This window comes from Komagataeibacter melaceti (assembly GCF_003403295.1).
GTDB classification, from domain to species: Bacteria; Pseudomonadota; Alphaproteobacteria; order Acetobacterales; family Acetobacteraceae; genus Komagataeibacter; species Komagataeibacter melaceti.
The window spans coordinates 18,939-34,031 of the sequence record NZ_QUWV01000077.1 but is presented as its reverse complement, the minus strand read 5'-3'; the positions used below and the strand labels follow the sequence as shown (position 1 = coordinate 34,031).

Annotated in this window: 16 protein-coding genes and 1 pseudogene; 12 read left to right on the top strand and 5 right to left on the bottom strand. The window is 56.6% G+C overall.

Translation table 11 applies throughout. The features are described from left to right. Positions 1-449: 449 nt before the first annotated feature. Together DY926_RS09820 and DY926_RS09815 are read right to left on the bottom strand one after the other, a co-directional pair. Positions 450-1,253: a helix-turn-helix domain-containing protein gene (locus tag DY926_RS09820; protein ID WP_087608991.1), complete on the bottom strand. Its 804-nt coding sequence runs from the start codon at positions 1,251-1,253 to the stop codon at positions 450-452. 349 nt (positions 1,254-1,602) lie between these two features. Continuing rightward, complete coding sequence (locus DY926_RS09815) at positions 1,603-1,986, bottom strand: hypothetical protein (RefSeq protein WP_116703202.1); 384 nt, start codon at positions 1,984-1,986, stop codon at positions 1,603-1,605. Between DY926_RS09815 and DY926_RS09810 the strand changes: the two genes are divergently transcribed. From DY926_RS09810 to DY926_RS09785, 6 genes are read left to right on the top strand one after another with little or no spacing between them, the layout of a single operon-like run. Next, entirely contained in the window at positions 1,985-2,374 is a 390-nt protein-coding gene (locus DY926_RS09810) for a hypothetical protein (RefSeq protein ID WP_241503149.1), read from the top strand. The two genes, DY926_RS09815 and DY926_RS09810, sit on opposite strands and share 2 nt — an antisense overlap. After that, the gene (locus tag DY926_RS09805) at positions 2,371-2,958 is read left to right on the top strand and encodes a hypothetical protein (protein WP_116703200.1); all 588 of its coding nucleotides are present in this window, start codon (positions 2,371-2,373) and stop codon (positions 2,956-2,958) included. Before DY926_RS09810 ends, DY926_RS09805 begins: the two co-directional genes overlap by 4 nt. Continuing rightward, positions 2,958-4,142 carry a hypothetical protein gene (locus DY926_RS09800; protein WP_116703199.1) on the top strand — a complete coding sequence of 395 codons (1,185 nt, stop codon included), beginning with the start codon at positions 2,958-2,960 and terminating at the stop codon, positions 4,140-4,142. The genes DY926_RS09805 and DY926_RS09800 overlap by 1 nt, the downstream gene beginning before the upstream one ends. Before the next feature lie 9 nt (positions 4,143-4,151). After that, the gene (locus DY926_RS09795) at positions 4,152-5,564 is read left to right on the top strand and encodes a hypothetical protein (protein ID WP_116703198.1); all 1,413 of its coding nucleotides are present in this window, start codon (positions 4,152-4,154) and stop codon (positions 5,562-5,564) included. Between the two features lie 23 nt (positions 5,565-5,587). Continuing rightward, the gene (locus DY926_RS09790; protein WP_116703197.1) at positions 5,588-7,948 is read left to right on the top strand and encodes a DotA/TraY family protein; all 2,361 of its coding nucleotides are present in this window, start codon (positions 5,588-5,590) and stop codon (positions 7,946-7,948) included. Between the two features lie 23 nt (positions 7,949-7,971). Then, positions 7,972-8,469, top strand: a complete 498-nt coding sequence (locus tag DY926_RS09785) for a hypothetical protein (RefSeq protein WP_112209948.1) — start codon at positions 7,972-7,974, stop codon at positions 8,467-8,469. A 405-nt stretch (positions 8,470-8,874) separates the two neighbouring features. Here DY926_RS09785 and DY926_RS09775 read toward each other — a convergent pair whose 3' ends face one another. From DY926_RS09775 to DY926_RS09765, 3 genes are all read right to left on the bottom strand, one after another. Beyond that, a complete protein-coding gene (locus DY926_RS09775; RefSeq protein ID WP_110569791.1) occupies positions 8,875-9,411 on the bottom strand; it encodes a hypothetical protein in 537 nt (178 codons plus the stop codon). Next, positions 9,408-10,412 carry a thiol:disulfide interchange protein gene (locus DY926_RS09770; RefSeq protein WP_186336129.1) on the bottom strand — a complete coding sequence of 335 codons (1,005 nt, stop codon included), beginning with the start codon at positions 10,410-10,412 and terminating at the stop codon, positions 9,408-9,410. The genes DY926_RS09775 and DY926_RS09770 overlap by 4 nt, the downstream gene beginning before the upstream one ends. A 61-nt stretch (positions 10,413-10,473) precedes the next feature. Next, on the bottom strand, positions 10,474-10,863 hold the full coding sequence (locus DY926_RS09765; RefSeq protein WP_116703196.1) for a hypothetical protein: 390 nt from the start codon (positions 10,861-10,863) through the stop codon (positions 10,474-10,476). Positions 10,864-11,404: 541 nt separating this feature from the next. Between DY926_RS09765 and DY926_RS09760 the strand changes: the two genes are divergently transcribed. The 6 genes and pseudogenes from DY926_RS09760 (at position 11,405) to DY926_RS09740 (ending at position 15,087) form a co-directional block, all read left to right on the top strand. Next, the gene (locus DY926_RS09760; protein WP_110569789.1) at positions 11,405-11,704 is read left to right on the top strand and encodes a WGR domain-containing protein; all 300 of its coding nucleotides are present in this window, start codon (positions 11,405-11,407) and stop codon (positions 11,702-11,704) included. Between the two features lie 425 nt (positions 11,705-12,129). Continuing rightward, on the top strand, positions 12,130-12,756 hold the full coding sequence (locus tag DY926_RS09755) for a MucR family transcriptional regulator (RefSeq protein ID WP_241503148.1): 627 nt from the start codon (positions 12,130-12,132) through the stop codon (positions 12,754-12,756). Between the two features lie 69 nt (positions 12,757-12,825). Continuing rightward, complete coding sequence (locus tag DY926_RS17535) at positions 12,826-12,978, top strand: AbrB/MazE/SpoVT family DNA-binding domain-containing protein (protein WP_053323998.1); 153 nt, start codon at positions 12,826-12,828, stop codon at positions 12,976-12,978. A gap of 87 nt (positions 12,979-13,065) precedes the next feature. Further along, entirely contained in the window at positions 13,066-13,380 is a 315-nt protein-coding gene (locus DY926_RS09750; RefSeq protein ID WP_338034328.1) for a type II toxin-antitoxin system PemK/MazF family toxin, read from the top strand. A 519-nt stretch (positions 13,381-13,899) separates the two neighbouring features. Next, a pseudogene (locus DY926_RS09745) lies at positions 13,900-14,412 on the top strand (transposase); the annotation flags it as partial. A 198-nt stretch (positions 14,413-14,610) separates the two neighbouring features. After that, positions 14,611-15,087 carry a hypothetical protein gene (locus tag DY926_RS09740; protein WP_370664434.1) on the top strand — a complete coding sequence of 159 codons (477 nt, stop codon included), beginning with the start codon at positions 14,611-14,613 and terminating at the stop codon, positions 15,085-15,087. The last annotated feature ends 6 nt before the right edge of the window (positions 15,088-15,093 follow it).

Here is a 15,093-nt window from a genome sequence, read left to right as displayed (position 1 = left end):
ATAAAAAACATTCTGGGGTCGGTCGGCCCATTGCGCGACTGACTCCTTTACCTCCTGCACTGTCAGGGTAAGCATTGTCGCTACAAGGACCTCGTCGCACAGCCTGGCATAGAGGGCGCGTGTCATTTCTGGCGTGGGATAGGTCTGAAGCCATGTAAACAGACCGTGTTTTATGACCTGGCCGAACGATGCTGACTTCATGGCGGTATGCCCTCGTCATCGCGTTTTCGGGATAGGCTACGTGTTTTGGGAATAATATCTCTTAAGCGTTATATAACCGTCAAGAAATAAATAGCGCAGAACGCGCCAATATGACTCCAGACGCGGTTTCTGGTCCACGTTGGTGATCCGCCGGGGCACATCACCTGGAATGGACAGCCCAAGGCACAGGGGCTGCCATAAGAAAGGAGACCCCTTTCCTGACAGTCTCCATACCTTCATGCACCCGGTCAGTGGTTTGCGATATCGTCGAGGTGACCAATAATGGACTCGAGATCAGCGAGGGCTTCGAGTTGTGATTGCGCGGACATTGCCCACGCGGTCATGTCCAGGGAACGCAAAAGGTCTGCGTCGTCGTGTATTCCCGGGATCAGGTAATAAACGGAGACGGACAGTCCTTCGGCAATGCGATAAACCGTTTCAAGGCTTGGATTTCTCAGCCCTGCTTCGATCAGGCTCAGGCTGGTCAGGGAAACGTGTGATTTATGGGCGATCTGGCTCGCTGTTGCCCCCTGAAGCGTCCTGAAGATCTGAATCCTGCGCCCAAATATCTCAAGGAGGTCCTGCCGTTCCCCCGAGGTGAAGGCGACACTGTGTGAATAATGATCGATCGGCAATCTGGCCGGTATTTCCGGCAGGTTAAACGTCTTTGAAATATTGCCAATAATGTCGCGTAATTTCTGGATTGCCAGATTGTAGTCCGAACACTGCTTCATGGTCTTTTTCAGCTGCGTGGCGGATGCTACCAGATCCAGATGGGCAAACCATGTTCCTTCCGGTGCACCTTGCGGAAGAATATCGCGCGGATCTATCTCGAATACCCGTAGCAGCGCCGATAATGTTTCCAGGGAAACCGGACGACCTGCTTCGATGCTCCGTATGACCGATACATTCAACCGTGCCAGTTTGGCGAGGTGCACCTGCGTCCAGTCAAGCGCAGTCCGCCTGTCATAAATGATTTCCCCGATGTCTCTATATAATTGGCCGGATGCGAATAAAGCCTCGGCTTGCATCTTGCCATTGTCATGGGACATTTTCGTTTACTCTCACGACGGGCATTTTCCTCAGCAAAAGAAGCTTCCAACATCCAGAAGATATCGACTGGCCGCGTCCTGACAGGGGATCAGCCGTGACGGAACGTCATGATAGTCGAGTTGGAGCCCGCAAAAAAGGTGTCTGAGGTCGCAAAGGCCGCTGCTCTGGTCAGGAGAGCTTGATGGAGACACTCATATGCCTGTTATGCCTGCCGTGGTTATGGCGCTGGCCTCTGGCCCCATATCTGTCACACCTGCCGCGTTTCATCTGGTCCAGACGACCTCTCCGGAAACTCCGCCCCGGCCGGCATTGACGTTGCCGTCAACGGGGACAACTGGCGGGGAGACCTTACCCCCATCGGGAGACGCTGATCAGGAAGGGCCGGGCGTATTGCCGGGCACTGGTACGGATCCTCGAACATCCGGGAATGTTCCAGCCCGTCGATATTTCCATATCGCCAGTGGATACGGAAAGCAGGTTCCACTTGGCTTCGCCATACGCCAGATCGTTCCGCATGGGGTGCGTGTCGTGTTCGCGGCGGACGTGAACACCAACGTTCCTGTTGACTGGCAGGGCGGCCGGGAATGGAACAAGGTTCTGGCGACCACGGTAGCCCAGGCGGGCGACGTCATTGATGTTGGTCATAATAAAGTCGCGGTCCGACGTCGAATTCGCTGACCGGTCGCATGATGGCCCGACACCTTCGTCGTAATCACCCGAGGAAGGTTCCATGAACAAGCCCTCATCCGTCCAGAAATCCGGGCCTCCTTCCCCGATGCCCAATGTTGCCCTTGCACTGGATGCGCTCGGCGAGATCTGGCGCATCAGGGGCGGAGAAGACGTCATCGCGATGTTGGACAATGATATGGCAGCGAGGACGGCCTGGCACGCCGTCCTCGCCGGTGTCGCGCCGCATGAATGGCCTGATCTGGTCAACTCCCTTGACGCGCTGATCCCCTATCTGCGCGGCCGCAGGGACCTGTTGTCGCCGGACAGCCCTTTTGGACGGGGCGTGATTTCGGAAAGCAGGCGCCAGGCGCTTCATCGCCTTCTTGCTCCGGAAAGGATTGCCCTGCTGGAGGCTGTGACGCGTCCGGCTACACGTCAGGAGGCCGCATGATCCGTCTGCGCTTCCGTGTCCTGTTGTCAGTGGCTGCCGCTCTTGTATCGATACAGGGGCATGCGCAGACCACGTCATCAGGCACCTCTGGTGCCACGACATCTACGGGAAGCGTCGGCTGCGCCGCCCTGACCCAGGCGGCGGCAACAGCCGTAAACGAACGCGTCCAGGCCAACGACGCCTATGAAAAGCAGCCGGATAGCGTCAACGGCCTGTCCTGCCTGAGCAATTTTTTCAACGGCACCGGACTGAATCTCATCACGAACGGCCTTGACCCCGCAGCCCTCCTGCAGGCCGTCGAGGGCCAGATAGGCGGCCAGGTCTGTCAGGCCGCACAGGCGGCATGGGGTAACGCCATGGGGTCGACCCAATGTGGACTCAGTCTGTCAGGCGTTAACCTGGGGCTCGGTTTTGCCTCGAGTAGCGGACTCATGTGCCCGAGCCTGAGCTTCGGTGGTGGTGGTCCGCCAATTGCGACCGCCATTGCGGGGACGTCGAGCGGTACGACTGACCTGTATATCAACGGCTCTCCCCAGCTTCCGACCGGATACAGCCTGAGCAATCTCGTGGACGGAGTGTTCTGATGCGCAGGCTGCAGATGGTTGCCATTGGTGCCGCTTCGTGCGTCTGCGTGCTGGCAGTCACGCCGCGTCCGGCATACGCGCTTTTCAGTGATGCTGCGGTCGTTGCCGCGATCAAGCTTCTCCAGGCGTTCACGGGCAACGCCCTCAATACGATGACGAAAAACCTGACGGACAGCATCGATTCAAATCTCAGTAGCCTTACAAACCCGAATTCCGTGGCGTCTCTCCTGACGAAGGGTTTCACGCAGGTTGCCAATTATGCGAAAGCCCAGGTCGGTGCACAGTCGCAACTTATGGATGCCCAGGACGCGGCGATGGCCGGATTTCTACGGCGTCAGCAGGAAACCGGAATCCGGGACGAGCATATGATGAATCCGGAATTCTGCGCGGGCCTTGATGCCCAGCAGTCCACCGTGGCCGCGTCCAAAGCGGCTCGATCCGCGGTGTATGCCATTGCGACCGTGAGCGATCCGCGTGGTGAGGCAGGTCAGGGGACGCCCTCCTATTACGGCAAGTCACAGGGCACGGATGCGAATATGTCCCTGCACCTCAAGCGCTACTGTTCATCCGACGACGTGGCGCAGGGGCTCTGCTCTTCCGTGTCCCGGCTGCCGAACGCCGACCAGCGTGCCGCCAGTCTGTTCGGCGCCGATACCCTGTCTGCGGATGGCGCAGTGGATGCAGCCAATGATTATGCGACCACGCTCATCCAGCCGGTAGCACCGGCGGCCCTGCGTGGCGAGCAACTATCCAGCCTTCGCGGACGTGAGGCCGCAACGCGGCGGCGGTCATACAACAGCCGTATGTCTCTCGCCCGTTGGGTCACGGGCTACGTCACATCTCTTGGCGTTCCGTCCGTCACGCTGACGCAGGACCAGAAGGCCGAAATGACGGCCGAGGGGCTCGCACCGCTCGACAAGGCGTCATGGCTGCAGGCCATGGCGCTGGAAGTCAATCGCAGGGTCTCCAGCGTAAGCTGGAACGCCTCGCTCCAGGCAATGCCTCCCGCGTCCGTCATGCGCGAAGTTGCCACCGAGATGGCGCAGTCCAATTACCTTGCGCTGCAGAACTACCGTCTCGGGCTCTACCTGGCGACCATGGGAGCTGCCCGGGTTGCGCAGGAAGAAGAGGTCGCCTTCAAGGACGGCCTGACACCGATGCCTTCCCCCACGATCAATCCCTAGAGGTTTGCCATGTCTGAGGCCCAGCAGAAAACCGGCGATATCGAGGATGTGCTGAAAACCCTTGATCGCGTGCAGTCCGAATACAGGAAGCAGGCACCCGGGCAGGCCGCCGCATATGATCGGCTGCGGCAGGAATCCCGCGAGCCTGACGTCCATAATGATCCCGGTTTCCGTACGCGCATCGCATACGCCGTGCAGGATGTAGAGCGTCTTTTGGGACCGACGCTCGAAAAGGAGCATCCTCTCCGCACCGAGATGACAGAGCGCGCAGCGCATTACCCAGGTCTGAACGAACCTGTGGTCGCTGCGATGATGCGTGAAACGCATCGCCTTCAGCAGCCAGAAGTAAACGCAATCCGGACACTTGCCAGCGAACTGGTTGAAGGACGTCAGGATCCAGACCACCCGGACATCGCGCACACCATCGAGAACCTGAGGGCGACCGTCTTTCCCGAACCAGGGCACCAGCCAGCGCCAGGGCATGACCATGCGGCTGGGTCTGCGCACGATGAGAAAGGTCAGCCGTGCAAAACCCGAGGAATGGCGTCCCCGGGGGAGGGTACCCCGCCAGGACCGGAGCAGTCAGCCAGCAGCCAGCCCGGACGGACCCATACGACGGATCCTCAGAAGGATTTTCGAGAGAAACAGACAGGTCCGGCAAAAGATGCGCCGGAAAGCCGATCGACGATGGATGCCAGCGGCACAAAGGAAAAGGCGGCAGCGAACACGCGGGAAACGAACGCGGCGGCCAAGGATCAGGAGGACGTCAAGGTTATTCGCGGTGGCGGATTTGCCCGCCTTGCGGAAGCGATTGCCTCGCGCATTGATAACCAGCCTGCGAACCCGGCATCATCGTGGATGGAAAAGGCCGTCGATTTCAGCACCCGGCTGCACAACGCGCGTGACGCAAAGAGCCTGGAGGCGACCGAACGTCTGGGAAAGCAGGCGGTGGAGGCCCTGCGTGACCTCAGGGAGCGACCAGCTTCCTCGATCATGGCGGCGATCTCAGATGCAGGAAAGGGCGATCCTGACGGTGTTGCCGGTGTGTTGTCGGAGATGAAGGCTGGTGGTCGGTATGCCGATCTGCATAGCCAGTTTGTGACGGAGAAACAGAATAACCAGGCATTTGCGGCGCAACTGGAGAATGTCACCAGCAAACTCGAAGCCTACGGAAAGGGAAGGGAAGCCGCCGAGGCAACAGGCCAGCGCATGGGAATGCCCGGCAGTGTGACGCAGCGCTTCACCCAGATCGATGCCGAGATTGGCAGGACTGCTGCCGAAGTGCCCGGAAAAAAAGAGGGGGCCAGTGCGCTGGAAGACATGAGCGAGAAGGCCCGCGAGATGATGCACAAGGCTGTGACTGCGGTGACGGATTTCATGACGCGGATGAATCCTGGTCCCACCGCCAGTCCTGCGCCGTGACTGTGCTGCTGGGAGGACAAACCATGACGCCGTTTCGTCGCCCTGTATTCGCCATCCTGCCGCTCCTGTTTCTGTCGGCTCTTACCGTGTCCGCTGCAGCGCAGACGGTTGTTGCGACCGGTTCGGAAGATGCAGCCAGCAGCACGGGCTATAACGTGACATGGGACCTGCTTGATCCGGGCAGTGACTGGGCGGCGCAGGTCATCCGGTCCGTATTCCCGGTTTTCGGCCAGGATACGAGCGCGCCCAGCATCGGCAACGAGGCGACCGTGATAGGAACCATGATCGGGTGGTTCTCCGGGTTCGTCATGGCATTTGCGATGGCGGTCGTAAGCTATATCTACTTCATGAACATCCACCGGGGGGCAGAAACAGCGCAACTCCTTGGCAACAACCAGACCAGCATGTCGATTGTGCGGATCGGGATTGCAGCCATCCTGATGTGGCCGCTTCCGACAACCGGCTTCAATGCGGCGCAGGCCGTTGTCGTGCAGGGCTCGCTCTGGGGCATCGGTATGGCGAAGGTCGTCTACGACAAGGCGAAGCAGGCAATCGGACCAGACGGCAAGGTCATCGCACAGCCCCTTATTCCCGGCACAAAGGGGATTGTGACCGGTCTTGTGAAAAATGAGTTCTGCCGGGCCATTATTAACATTGCTGCGAATAACACGAACCTGATTGCAGCCCCGACCGGGCAGACCGTCCTGTCCGTGACCGGCGGGAAGATGGGAATCATCAACTATTCTTACAATATGGCAGCCGGCGCAGGGGACGGGACACCAGTTTGCGGGGCCGTAAGTCTGCAGGCGCCCAATACTGACGCGGTGAATCTGGCCGGTTTCCAGGTCGACCAGGCGGGTATGCAAAAACAGGTCCTTGATTCCGTGATCCTTGGCGACATTCGCAGCCAGGTTGCGCAGGTGGCCGAGAATTACTGGCAGACGAAAACGACAGCGTCCCTGGCCCCACTCATGACCATCATCGTCAATGCCACCAACGATTATGCGTCGCGTCTCACGACGCAGGCGGCACAACTGCGGTCGAAGCTTCAGGACACGGTCAACAATCAGACGCTCGCGCTTCACCAATGGGGGATTTCGACGAACGGAGATGCGGTCAACACCAGCAACCAGATGGATAATCTCGGGTGGACTGGCGCAGGAGCCTACTATCTCGAATTCGCGCGCCTCAATGGCCAGACCCTGTCTCTCATGACCGCAACGCCAACCATCACCACCCCATCCTATTCCGGTCTCGGAAACTATCTTGCCTCGGACATTGCGCCCCTGGTGCAGTCTGCGGACACCTTTATGGAGAACATTGACAGCATGGTTGCGACGCAGGATGGCGTGACTGCGCCAGGCGGGAATGCCGACCTGTACACAGGCGCTATACCGGGTGGAGACGGTGCGGGTGTGCTCGACCAGCTGTTCCGCGCTTTGCACCTGAACGATTACGCCCTGCAGATCGTGACCGGATTTATCGAGCCGTCCGGGACGAACGGCTACTGGACGGATCCGTTTGGCAATCTCATGTCACTTGGAAACTGGATGATCACGACCGCCCTTCTCACGATGGGCACTGCGTCGGTCCTTTCTTCTACGGCCGGGACCGTTGGTATCGGCGTGCTGTCGCTTCTGAGCGGGAATCCAGAAGGTGCCGTAGCGGCAGGGGCCGGGCACGCACTGATGCACTTTTTTGGCGCGCCGATTATCGGCGGCTGCTTTGCCATGCTTATGCCAGGCCTCACCATTGCCTACGTCATCCCGATGATCCCGTTTGTCATGTGGATGTTTGCCGTAGCTGGGTGGTTCATCATGGTCTGTGAATCCGTGATTGCAGCACCTCTGTGGATGCTCGCGCATATGACCATGAACGGGGAGGGGCTGCACGGTCATGCAAAACAGGGTTATGCCCTTCTGTTCAATGTCATCTTCCGGCCGGTACTGATGCTGTTCGGACTTTTCCTCGGATATTTTATATTTGATTCAGTGTCGTGGCTGATCCACATGTGTTTCGGCATTGCGGCCGGACTGGTGCTGTCAAACGGTTGGATTGTCAGCAACTTCCTCGGCATGATTGTTCTGGTCAGCCTTTTTGTCATGATTCACGTCACCCTGGCGTTCATTTCATTCAGGATGATCTCGATCCTGCCCCAGCGGGTTCCCGCGATGATCGGATTTGGTGACGTGGATCGCGTTGATATCGACCAGTTCAGCAGGGACGCCGCCGTTGTCGGTATGGCGGGCACGTTGCTCTCGATTCAGCAGTCTCTGGCAGGAAATAAAGCAGATAATCAGAATGGGCCGGGACAAGGCAACGGTGGCATATCTTCTGGTGCTCGAGCCCTGATAAGTGATACAACAATGAAAAAGAGCGTCTGACTTTAGGGTCAGGAGGAACTGAGATGTCGAACTGTGGTGGCCTGAGCGGGGCTGCAGCGTTCATGTTGGGACGTGCATCGCACCAGTACGAACAGACGTTGGGGAACTCCATACAACGTGCGCTTTACGGCCGACGGCCTGCGCGACCGACAGAAGCCGATGAACTTGCTCACCTGCTTTCGCAGATGACAAGTCTACTGCGACAGAAGAACGCGGAATCTGACAGACTTGAGGAGCATCTGCTCAGATCTAGGGAATATGCTTCTGGTCTGGAGGCTCAGATCAAAGACCTGAAAGACACTCTCGCTCTCGCAGATGCAGCAACTGCGCGGCAGGCAGTTCAACTTAAGGCTGCTGGGGACCGAGAGAAACGCCTGGCGTGCGATCTTGCGGCAGCCCACGATAAATACCATCGACTTAGCGACGACCATACAATGCTGAAGACTAAAGCCGAGAACATGGAACGACGGATTTGGGGCTATCTTTCCATGGAAAATGAATGGAGAAAGCGGCAGTCCTAGTCGCAAGATACTTTGTCAGGATGGTCTCCTCTAAGCGGGAGACCATTCGTGAAACATCTCATTCTACCTCTTGTCCTCTCCCCCTGGCTTGCGGCATGCAGCGCTGGCAACGTGTCGTCTGCTGCACATGTGCATGGCCCAAAGGCTCCCCCGACCAGGCATGCGCGTTATGATCCGCACGTGGCCTACGGATCGACACGTGTAATCTGGACACCCCCTACGTACGATCGCGCCGGTACGATCGTCCGGCCTGATGATCCACGGGCGATGTCGGGGCGCGAGGATTACGAACATGCCTCCTGGGCAACAGGCGCTCAGGGCGGCGACAAGAACGCGCCACCCGGCACGTTCTGAGTGCTCCGCCAATCCTATCTATTCACCAGCGTAAAGCAGATGGACTTGCGGTTACGGCCTGCGTGGAATGAGGCTGTCGGCGGTGGCGACAAATTGGCGGGCGGAACCCAGGCGGCGTTCGCGGATCTGCCAGTTGAGCCACGCGTTCTGAAACGCCACGAGTGTCAGAAATGTCCAGAAGGGTGCGAACTCCAGCGCAGCAAGGAGTTGGCTGCCCTTCCAGTGGGAAAGGAGCATTTCTCCGGTCCAGCCAAGCACCAGAACAACAGCGAGCATACTGGCAGCAAGCGCCCGCCTGTATGTCTCATGCTGTCTCTGATCGAGTAAGATCGCCACAACGCGGGGTTCGACGCCGTATTCGGCAGCGACCGCGGCGATATCAATAGGGGTACCGTCTGGCGCCCGCGGGCCCTGCATACCGGCTTTAGGCTTCAGTAATGCCTTCCCGAGGGCTTCAATCAGCGCGGCATTCCTTGTTACATCGGACCAGGCGACCAATGTACGTGGGTCGCCAATCACCACGCGGGCCACCTTGCGCGTTCTTTCAAAAAAACGCCGCGGGCCGGTCTGGTCCTGTCGTGTCTTCATTGCGAGACCGAGGTGAGAAATGTGGCGACATCCGTGGGAACGCCGTCGAGCCGGCCGGTCCCGCCATTGCGGTGCATCCAGACGAACGTTGGTGTCCCTGTGAGCCCTATCTGCCGTGCAATCCGGGTATTACGGGCAAGCTTCTCCCCACTATCCGGTTCAGGTGCAGCCAATCCCGGGTTTAGACGACCGTTGACCCACGCTTGTGCCATCTCGTTTGCCGGGAGCGATAGCATGGCTCTCGCATTGACGGTACTGGCGCCGTTATCCTCGTAATCAAGCAATGACAGCGGGACTATTTTCAGGCGAACTTTCCCTGCATCGATTGCGGGCTGAAGGATATGCATCGCCTTCATCGAGTAAATGCATTGCGGGTCTATGAACATGATGACTTCCGGGGCGGAAGGTATCCCTATAAGGCCTCCCGAGAGCCCCTGGAACTCGGACTGTTCGTTAGCGTCGGATGAAGCGCCAGAGATACTGATTTCTGGGACGGCTCCAGGAATGCCCCTGATCTGGTCTTTCGTGATGTCCTGTCCAGCGGCACCCCACATCCGGGCCGCGACTGCTGCCTTGCCATCCGGGGTCGCATAGACGACCTGAAAACGATTATCTGCCCGAACAAACATTCCCCTGATGCCATCGACCGGTGCGAGATCGTGGGCGCGCGACCCGGCCAGTGAACGTAGGGTGTCGTAGGGTACCGGAATCATCGTGCCGCTAAGCACGATTGCATGGCTTTCCGGAGCGAAAAAGACGAGGAGTTCGTTCCGGGTATGGGCGATGCCAGCTTCGAACCCGTGGAGATCGGGTAGTTTTTCGATGTTGGCCCCTGCGATCCCAAGGTGGGCGACTGCATCGGTCCTACCTTTATCATCATGTTCCAGGGTCGGCCCTATGGTGTCGCTCCTGGACTCAATCGGAGTAGACACAGAGCATTGCTGTCCTCGCGCTGGCGCGTGCATGAGCAGGAGAAATGGCAACACGTAGAAACAGCGCATGGCGGACTCCGGACAATACCTATGTCCTGTACGCCCTGATCATGCGACTGCGATTAAAAAATCATCCCTTGTCGTTTCCCCTTTCTCGAGACAGGAGATTTTCAAAAGGGGGGGGGATCGGGGAGAGAATAAACGTATCTTCTGCTTCGCTTCCTAACTCCTCGACCGACATCTCGCTTATCATTTTTACAAGAATATCAACGCGGAGTTGCAAATAATGGGAATTCGGGTGGTCGTCTTTCAACTGACGGCCTTTTTCGTGGCAAAGCACCAGAATGGGGTGCAATGATCTTGCCTGCTCACGCCTGGCAGTTGATGTTTTCGCTGGAGAAGCAATGTATTCAATATTGCATCTCAGCGCTAAAATCGCCTGAACCAGCGTCAGACATAGCTGTCCGGATTGTTCGTCATCGATAAGCTCGAAACGCGAGCGAAGTTCATCAAACTTCATATCATCCTCACACGGATCAAGACGAACACACTGAAGCAACGCAGTGCACGGTTGCCATGTTTCTTACGGAGCGCTGGAGCGGCATAACCCGATATACTTTGCTATTGTTGACGATTTCCGTAGTGATTTAATCTGGTCACCTGGCTCCACGGAATCATGATCAGGCTGCTCAATCTACACGATTCCGTCTTGTTGTAACGTATATCTCATTATTGTTACCAAGTGTTTCGTCAATATTCTGCGGGCAACGCATGTTCGAAACATGCCCTGCACTTTCTGGCTGATCGAAGGGCAGTCACGCCTGAGTGGCGAGAAAAAGCGTCTTCTACGTCATCTTCGACCGGGTCATGGCTTGAGGCAACCACCAATGTGCTGGATGATTGACGTATCGGAAGACATCCGCATCGTATCATCCGACCCATAGATCGTAGGAAATGATCCATGCATGCTCCACGCGGAGTTGCAAAAGGCTGAAAGAAGTTCAGAATATCTGTACTTGGATAATAGATCATGTTAGCATCATGCGATGCGCAGGACCAATATGACATCCAGAAGATCAAGGAGCGCCGTTCCCCCAGGGAAAACAATACAACTTGGACTGTTCCCGCTATCGGTCCAGTTGCGCCGTATTCAACCCAGTTTCAATGAGTGGCGGTATTACGGACTGTCAGTTCAGCCCGACCTGTTCGGTGGTGCTGCACTTGTTCGTAACTGGGGCAGGATCGGGACAGCTGGCACCCAGCGCGTGGATCTCTATCCCGACGAAGGCGCTGCGGTGAATGCTCTGACCGCGATGATCCGTTATCGCCTGAAACGCGGCTATATCGTTACACAGTCATGACTGGCAGCATTATCTGCAGGATAACCCGGGGTGATCATCAGACAGGTGATAGAGATAAATACTGTATCCGCTCACCACGTCATGGAAAATTCGTGTGTGGATATATTCGGACTAAAAAACTTATCATCGACATTGAGGTGAGCCGTAGTTTTCGTGAAAGGCCCGCTGCATAAGCCAGTCTACGCCGTCTGATAGCGTAATCAGGGGCAGGCTCCGCCGCATACAATTTGCGTAAAACTTGATGTTCATGGTGCAATGTGATCGATGTAGGCAACGTACCGCAATATATAATTCAGCTTTCGATACGCCATATTTTGCCGATTGCATAAAGACTTACACTCCGGCAATGTTATTCGGCAAAAATATAGCGGAGAGGCTTTATCATGGACCAATCAGACGACCTATCCCCGGCAATTGTAATTGCCATGAGCGACATCGTGGCAGCGCATCTCGGCAATACCAATACCTCTCTGCCGACAGAACATGTCCCGGCGTTTATCCGCGATGTCTACGCCGCTATCCGCGAAACAACACCGGCCACACAGAAAAACAGCAGCATCCCTGCCCAGCAACCCGCAGTTCCAGTCGCGCAGTCGGTATTTCCTGACTACATCGTCTGTCTGGAAGATGGCAAAAAACTCAAAATGCTCAAGCGTCACCTGCAGACAAGGTACGGAATGACGCCAACGCAATACCGAGAGAAGTGGCAGCTTCCTATGGATTATCCCATGGTTGCTCCGGAGTATGCCAAAATGCGGGCGACTCTGGCGCGAGACGCGGGTCTCGGACGTAAGGTTTTGGTGCCCCAGACCGCTCCCGTGGACGAAGCAACCGCAGCACCTTCTGTCGATAGTGCGACGAAAGAAGTGTTGGTCGACACTGCAGAGGCTGTATTACCCCCCAAAAAAACGATTTCGAAGCGATCCAGGTCGTCGGCAACTGAAACCGGATCTTCCGCGGCATCGCCAAAGAAAACGCCGGGTTCCAAGACTTCAGCGAGACCGCGTGCGGTACGGAAGACCGGCACGAAAGCAAAAGGGGCCAAGGTCTGACTGATCAGCCCAGCCTATCCGGCTTTGTCATAAGGCAGCCAGGCATCACCCGAACGTCAGGATGATCAGATGATGAATGTTCATGAGGAAGATGTTCGAGTTATCATTGCGCCAGTTCGCGCCACACTGCTCAAACTGGAAGATCTCGTCGCCGGGATTACCGATCTGAACGGGCATGATGAAATTGACTTTGGACAGTCTGTAGGTGACGAAAGCTGGTGAACACCAAATCGCAGGTCACGTGGGTTCCGGACTGCGGCGACATTGTCTGGTTGGAATTTGATCCCTCAGCCGGGGCGGAAACGGGCTGTGCATCGGCCTGCGGTGCTTCTCAGCCCTGCAAGTTATAATGCCAAAGCGGGGATGACGCTTTGCTGCCCCATGACCACTAAAATCAAAGGCTATTCGTTTGAAGTAGCCGTAGTAGTAAAACCCGCCAGTGTGGTCCTCTCTGATCAGGTGAGAAGTCTGGACTGGCGGATGCGGAACGCGAAGCTCAAAGGAAAGGTCTCGGCAAAGGAAATTGAGGCAGTTCGTCAGCATGCCAGATTACTGGCTGGCCGAGGAAAACAGGGAAGCCCGAACATTTCAATGTATTCAAACATGTCCTGCCGGACTTCTTAATATGTGTTGTAGGTTCGACGCTGCATGCGCTTGTCTGATGAGCGATCAACCACGTTCTACGCCGACATACAGGGCAACGTTGGCCTCTGCGCCAGAAAACGGAAACATGAGATGTGCAGCACAGCCGAACAGGGTCACGTTCGGTTGCGGCTGCCAGCACATTCCTGGCGGTAGGTTGCTATACGTTAGCAATGGCACCGGGCTGTGGTCGGGTTTTGTACTCTAATTGGGCAGGGGTGTGAAATCACCTGTTTCAGTCTGGGTGCGGGGTGAGTCTGGAGCCTTATCCTGACGCCGATGAGCGTTCAAAACGCCGGGTACCGGCTAGACGAGCCATCAGCCCGCATATGAGTGCGGCTGCACAACGCGGGCCTATGTATGATACCGGTGATCGGGTTGAAAAAGGCAGAGCTGGGTACCGAGGGCACGACAGCATCATGTCCGTCCGTAGCAAGGAACTTTAACAGATGCTCAAATCCGAGATACGAGCCTAGCCAGCTGTGGCAGAGCAGCACAAGTGGGCAAGACGCCACGCCTTCGGTGGGTGTTATTGACAGCCAGTCGGTTAAAACCGCTACAACAGCGGCCGCTGTGGTTATGACGCGAGCAAAAAAAATCAAGGGTCGCGAGCGGCATATCTCGACCGACACGCTGTGTCATGTCGTGGCAGCTGTCGTGCATCCCGCCGACATTCAGGATCATAACGGTGCGCCGCCGGCAGCAAGCAAAATACGCTCATTGTTCGCTTGGCTGCGCCATCTGATTGGTGAGGGTGGATATGCTGGCGAGAAGTTGCGTGGTGTGCTGGTCGAACGTGGCCGACGGACGATCGAGATCGTCAAGCGCAGCGATCGGGCTGAAGGCTTCATCATCATGCCGAAACGCTGGATCGTGGAGCGTCGCTTCGTATGACTCGGACGCTGCCGCCGTTTCACGAAACATGTCGAGGCACCAATCTCGTTATCCTGTGCACAGTTGATGATTGTCCATATCTGCAGCGTGCTGAGACAAATCAATCAAACCGCTTTCTAATTCAGGCTCTAACAGAGCCTTAAATTCACATATGAAATTATCGCTTACTCTAAATATAGAAATGATAATCATTTTCATAATATAAATTTTCTTTTGTAGACCGGATGTTCAGGTTCACGTCAGGTTTCTCTGTTACCGTCAGAAAGTCGTCGTCGTGATGGCAGGAACTTTATGTACGCCGGGGAACAGACGCTTATTATGCAAAGGATAGTGCGGGATAGTCTGTATGCAGCCTGTATTTTCTTCCTAGGGGTGTCGGCCGCTTGGGCGGATGATGGGACAGAGGGCATATGTATGACGGTCCGGCATGGTATACGTTTGCATGTAGATGGCATGTATGGGGGTTATCCCCATTCCGTACTGCGTGACGCCGTGCTGCAGGGCGTGGCGTGCCCCTCTGATGAAGCTGAACGGCATGTCTTCGGTCTCATTGCCGACCCGCCGCCACACCTGCGTATTTCCGTTACGAGGCCCATGGGGCAGGGGCAGCAGGGGGCGATTTCGGCCCGGCTGTTCTCGCAGGGGCATTTTGTCATCGGGGAACGCATGTCCCTTTCGCCCCTGGCGCGTTCGCAGTCCCCGTTTTCGGTCACGTCCGAGATCAATCTGCTGATGGCGCGACTGTGGAGCGATTTGGCCGAACGGATCAGCCATGGTGGTCGCGCCATTCCATGATGGCCT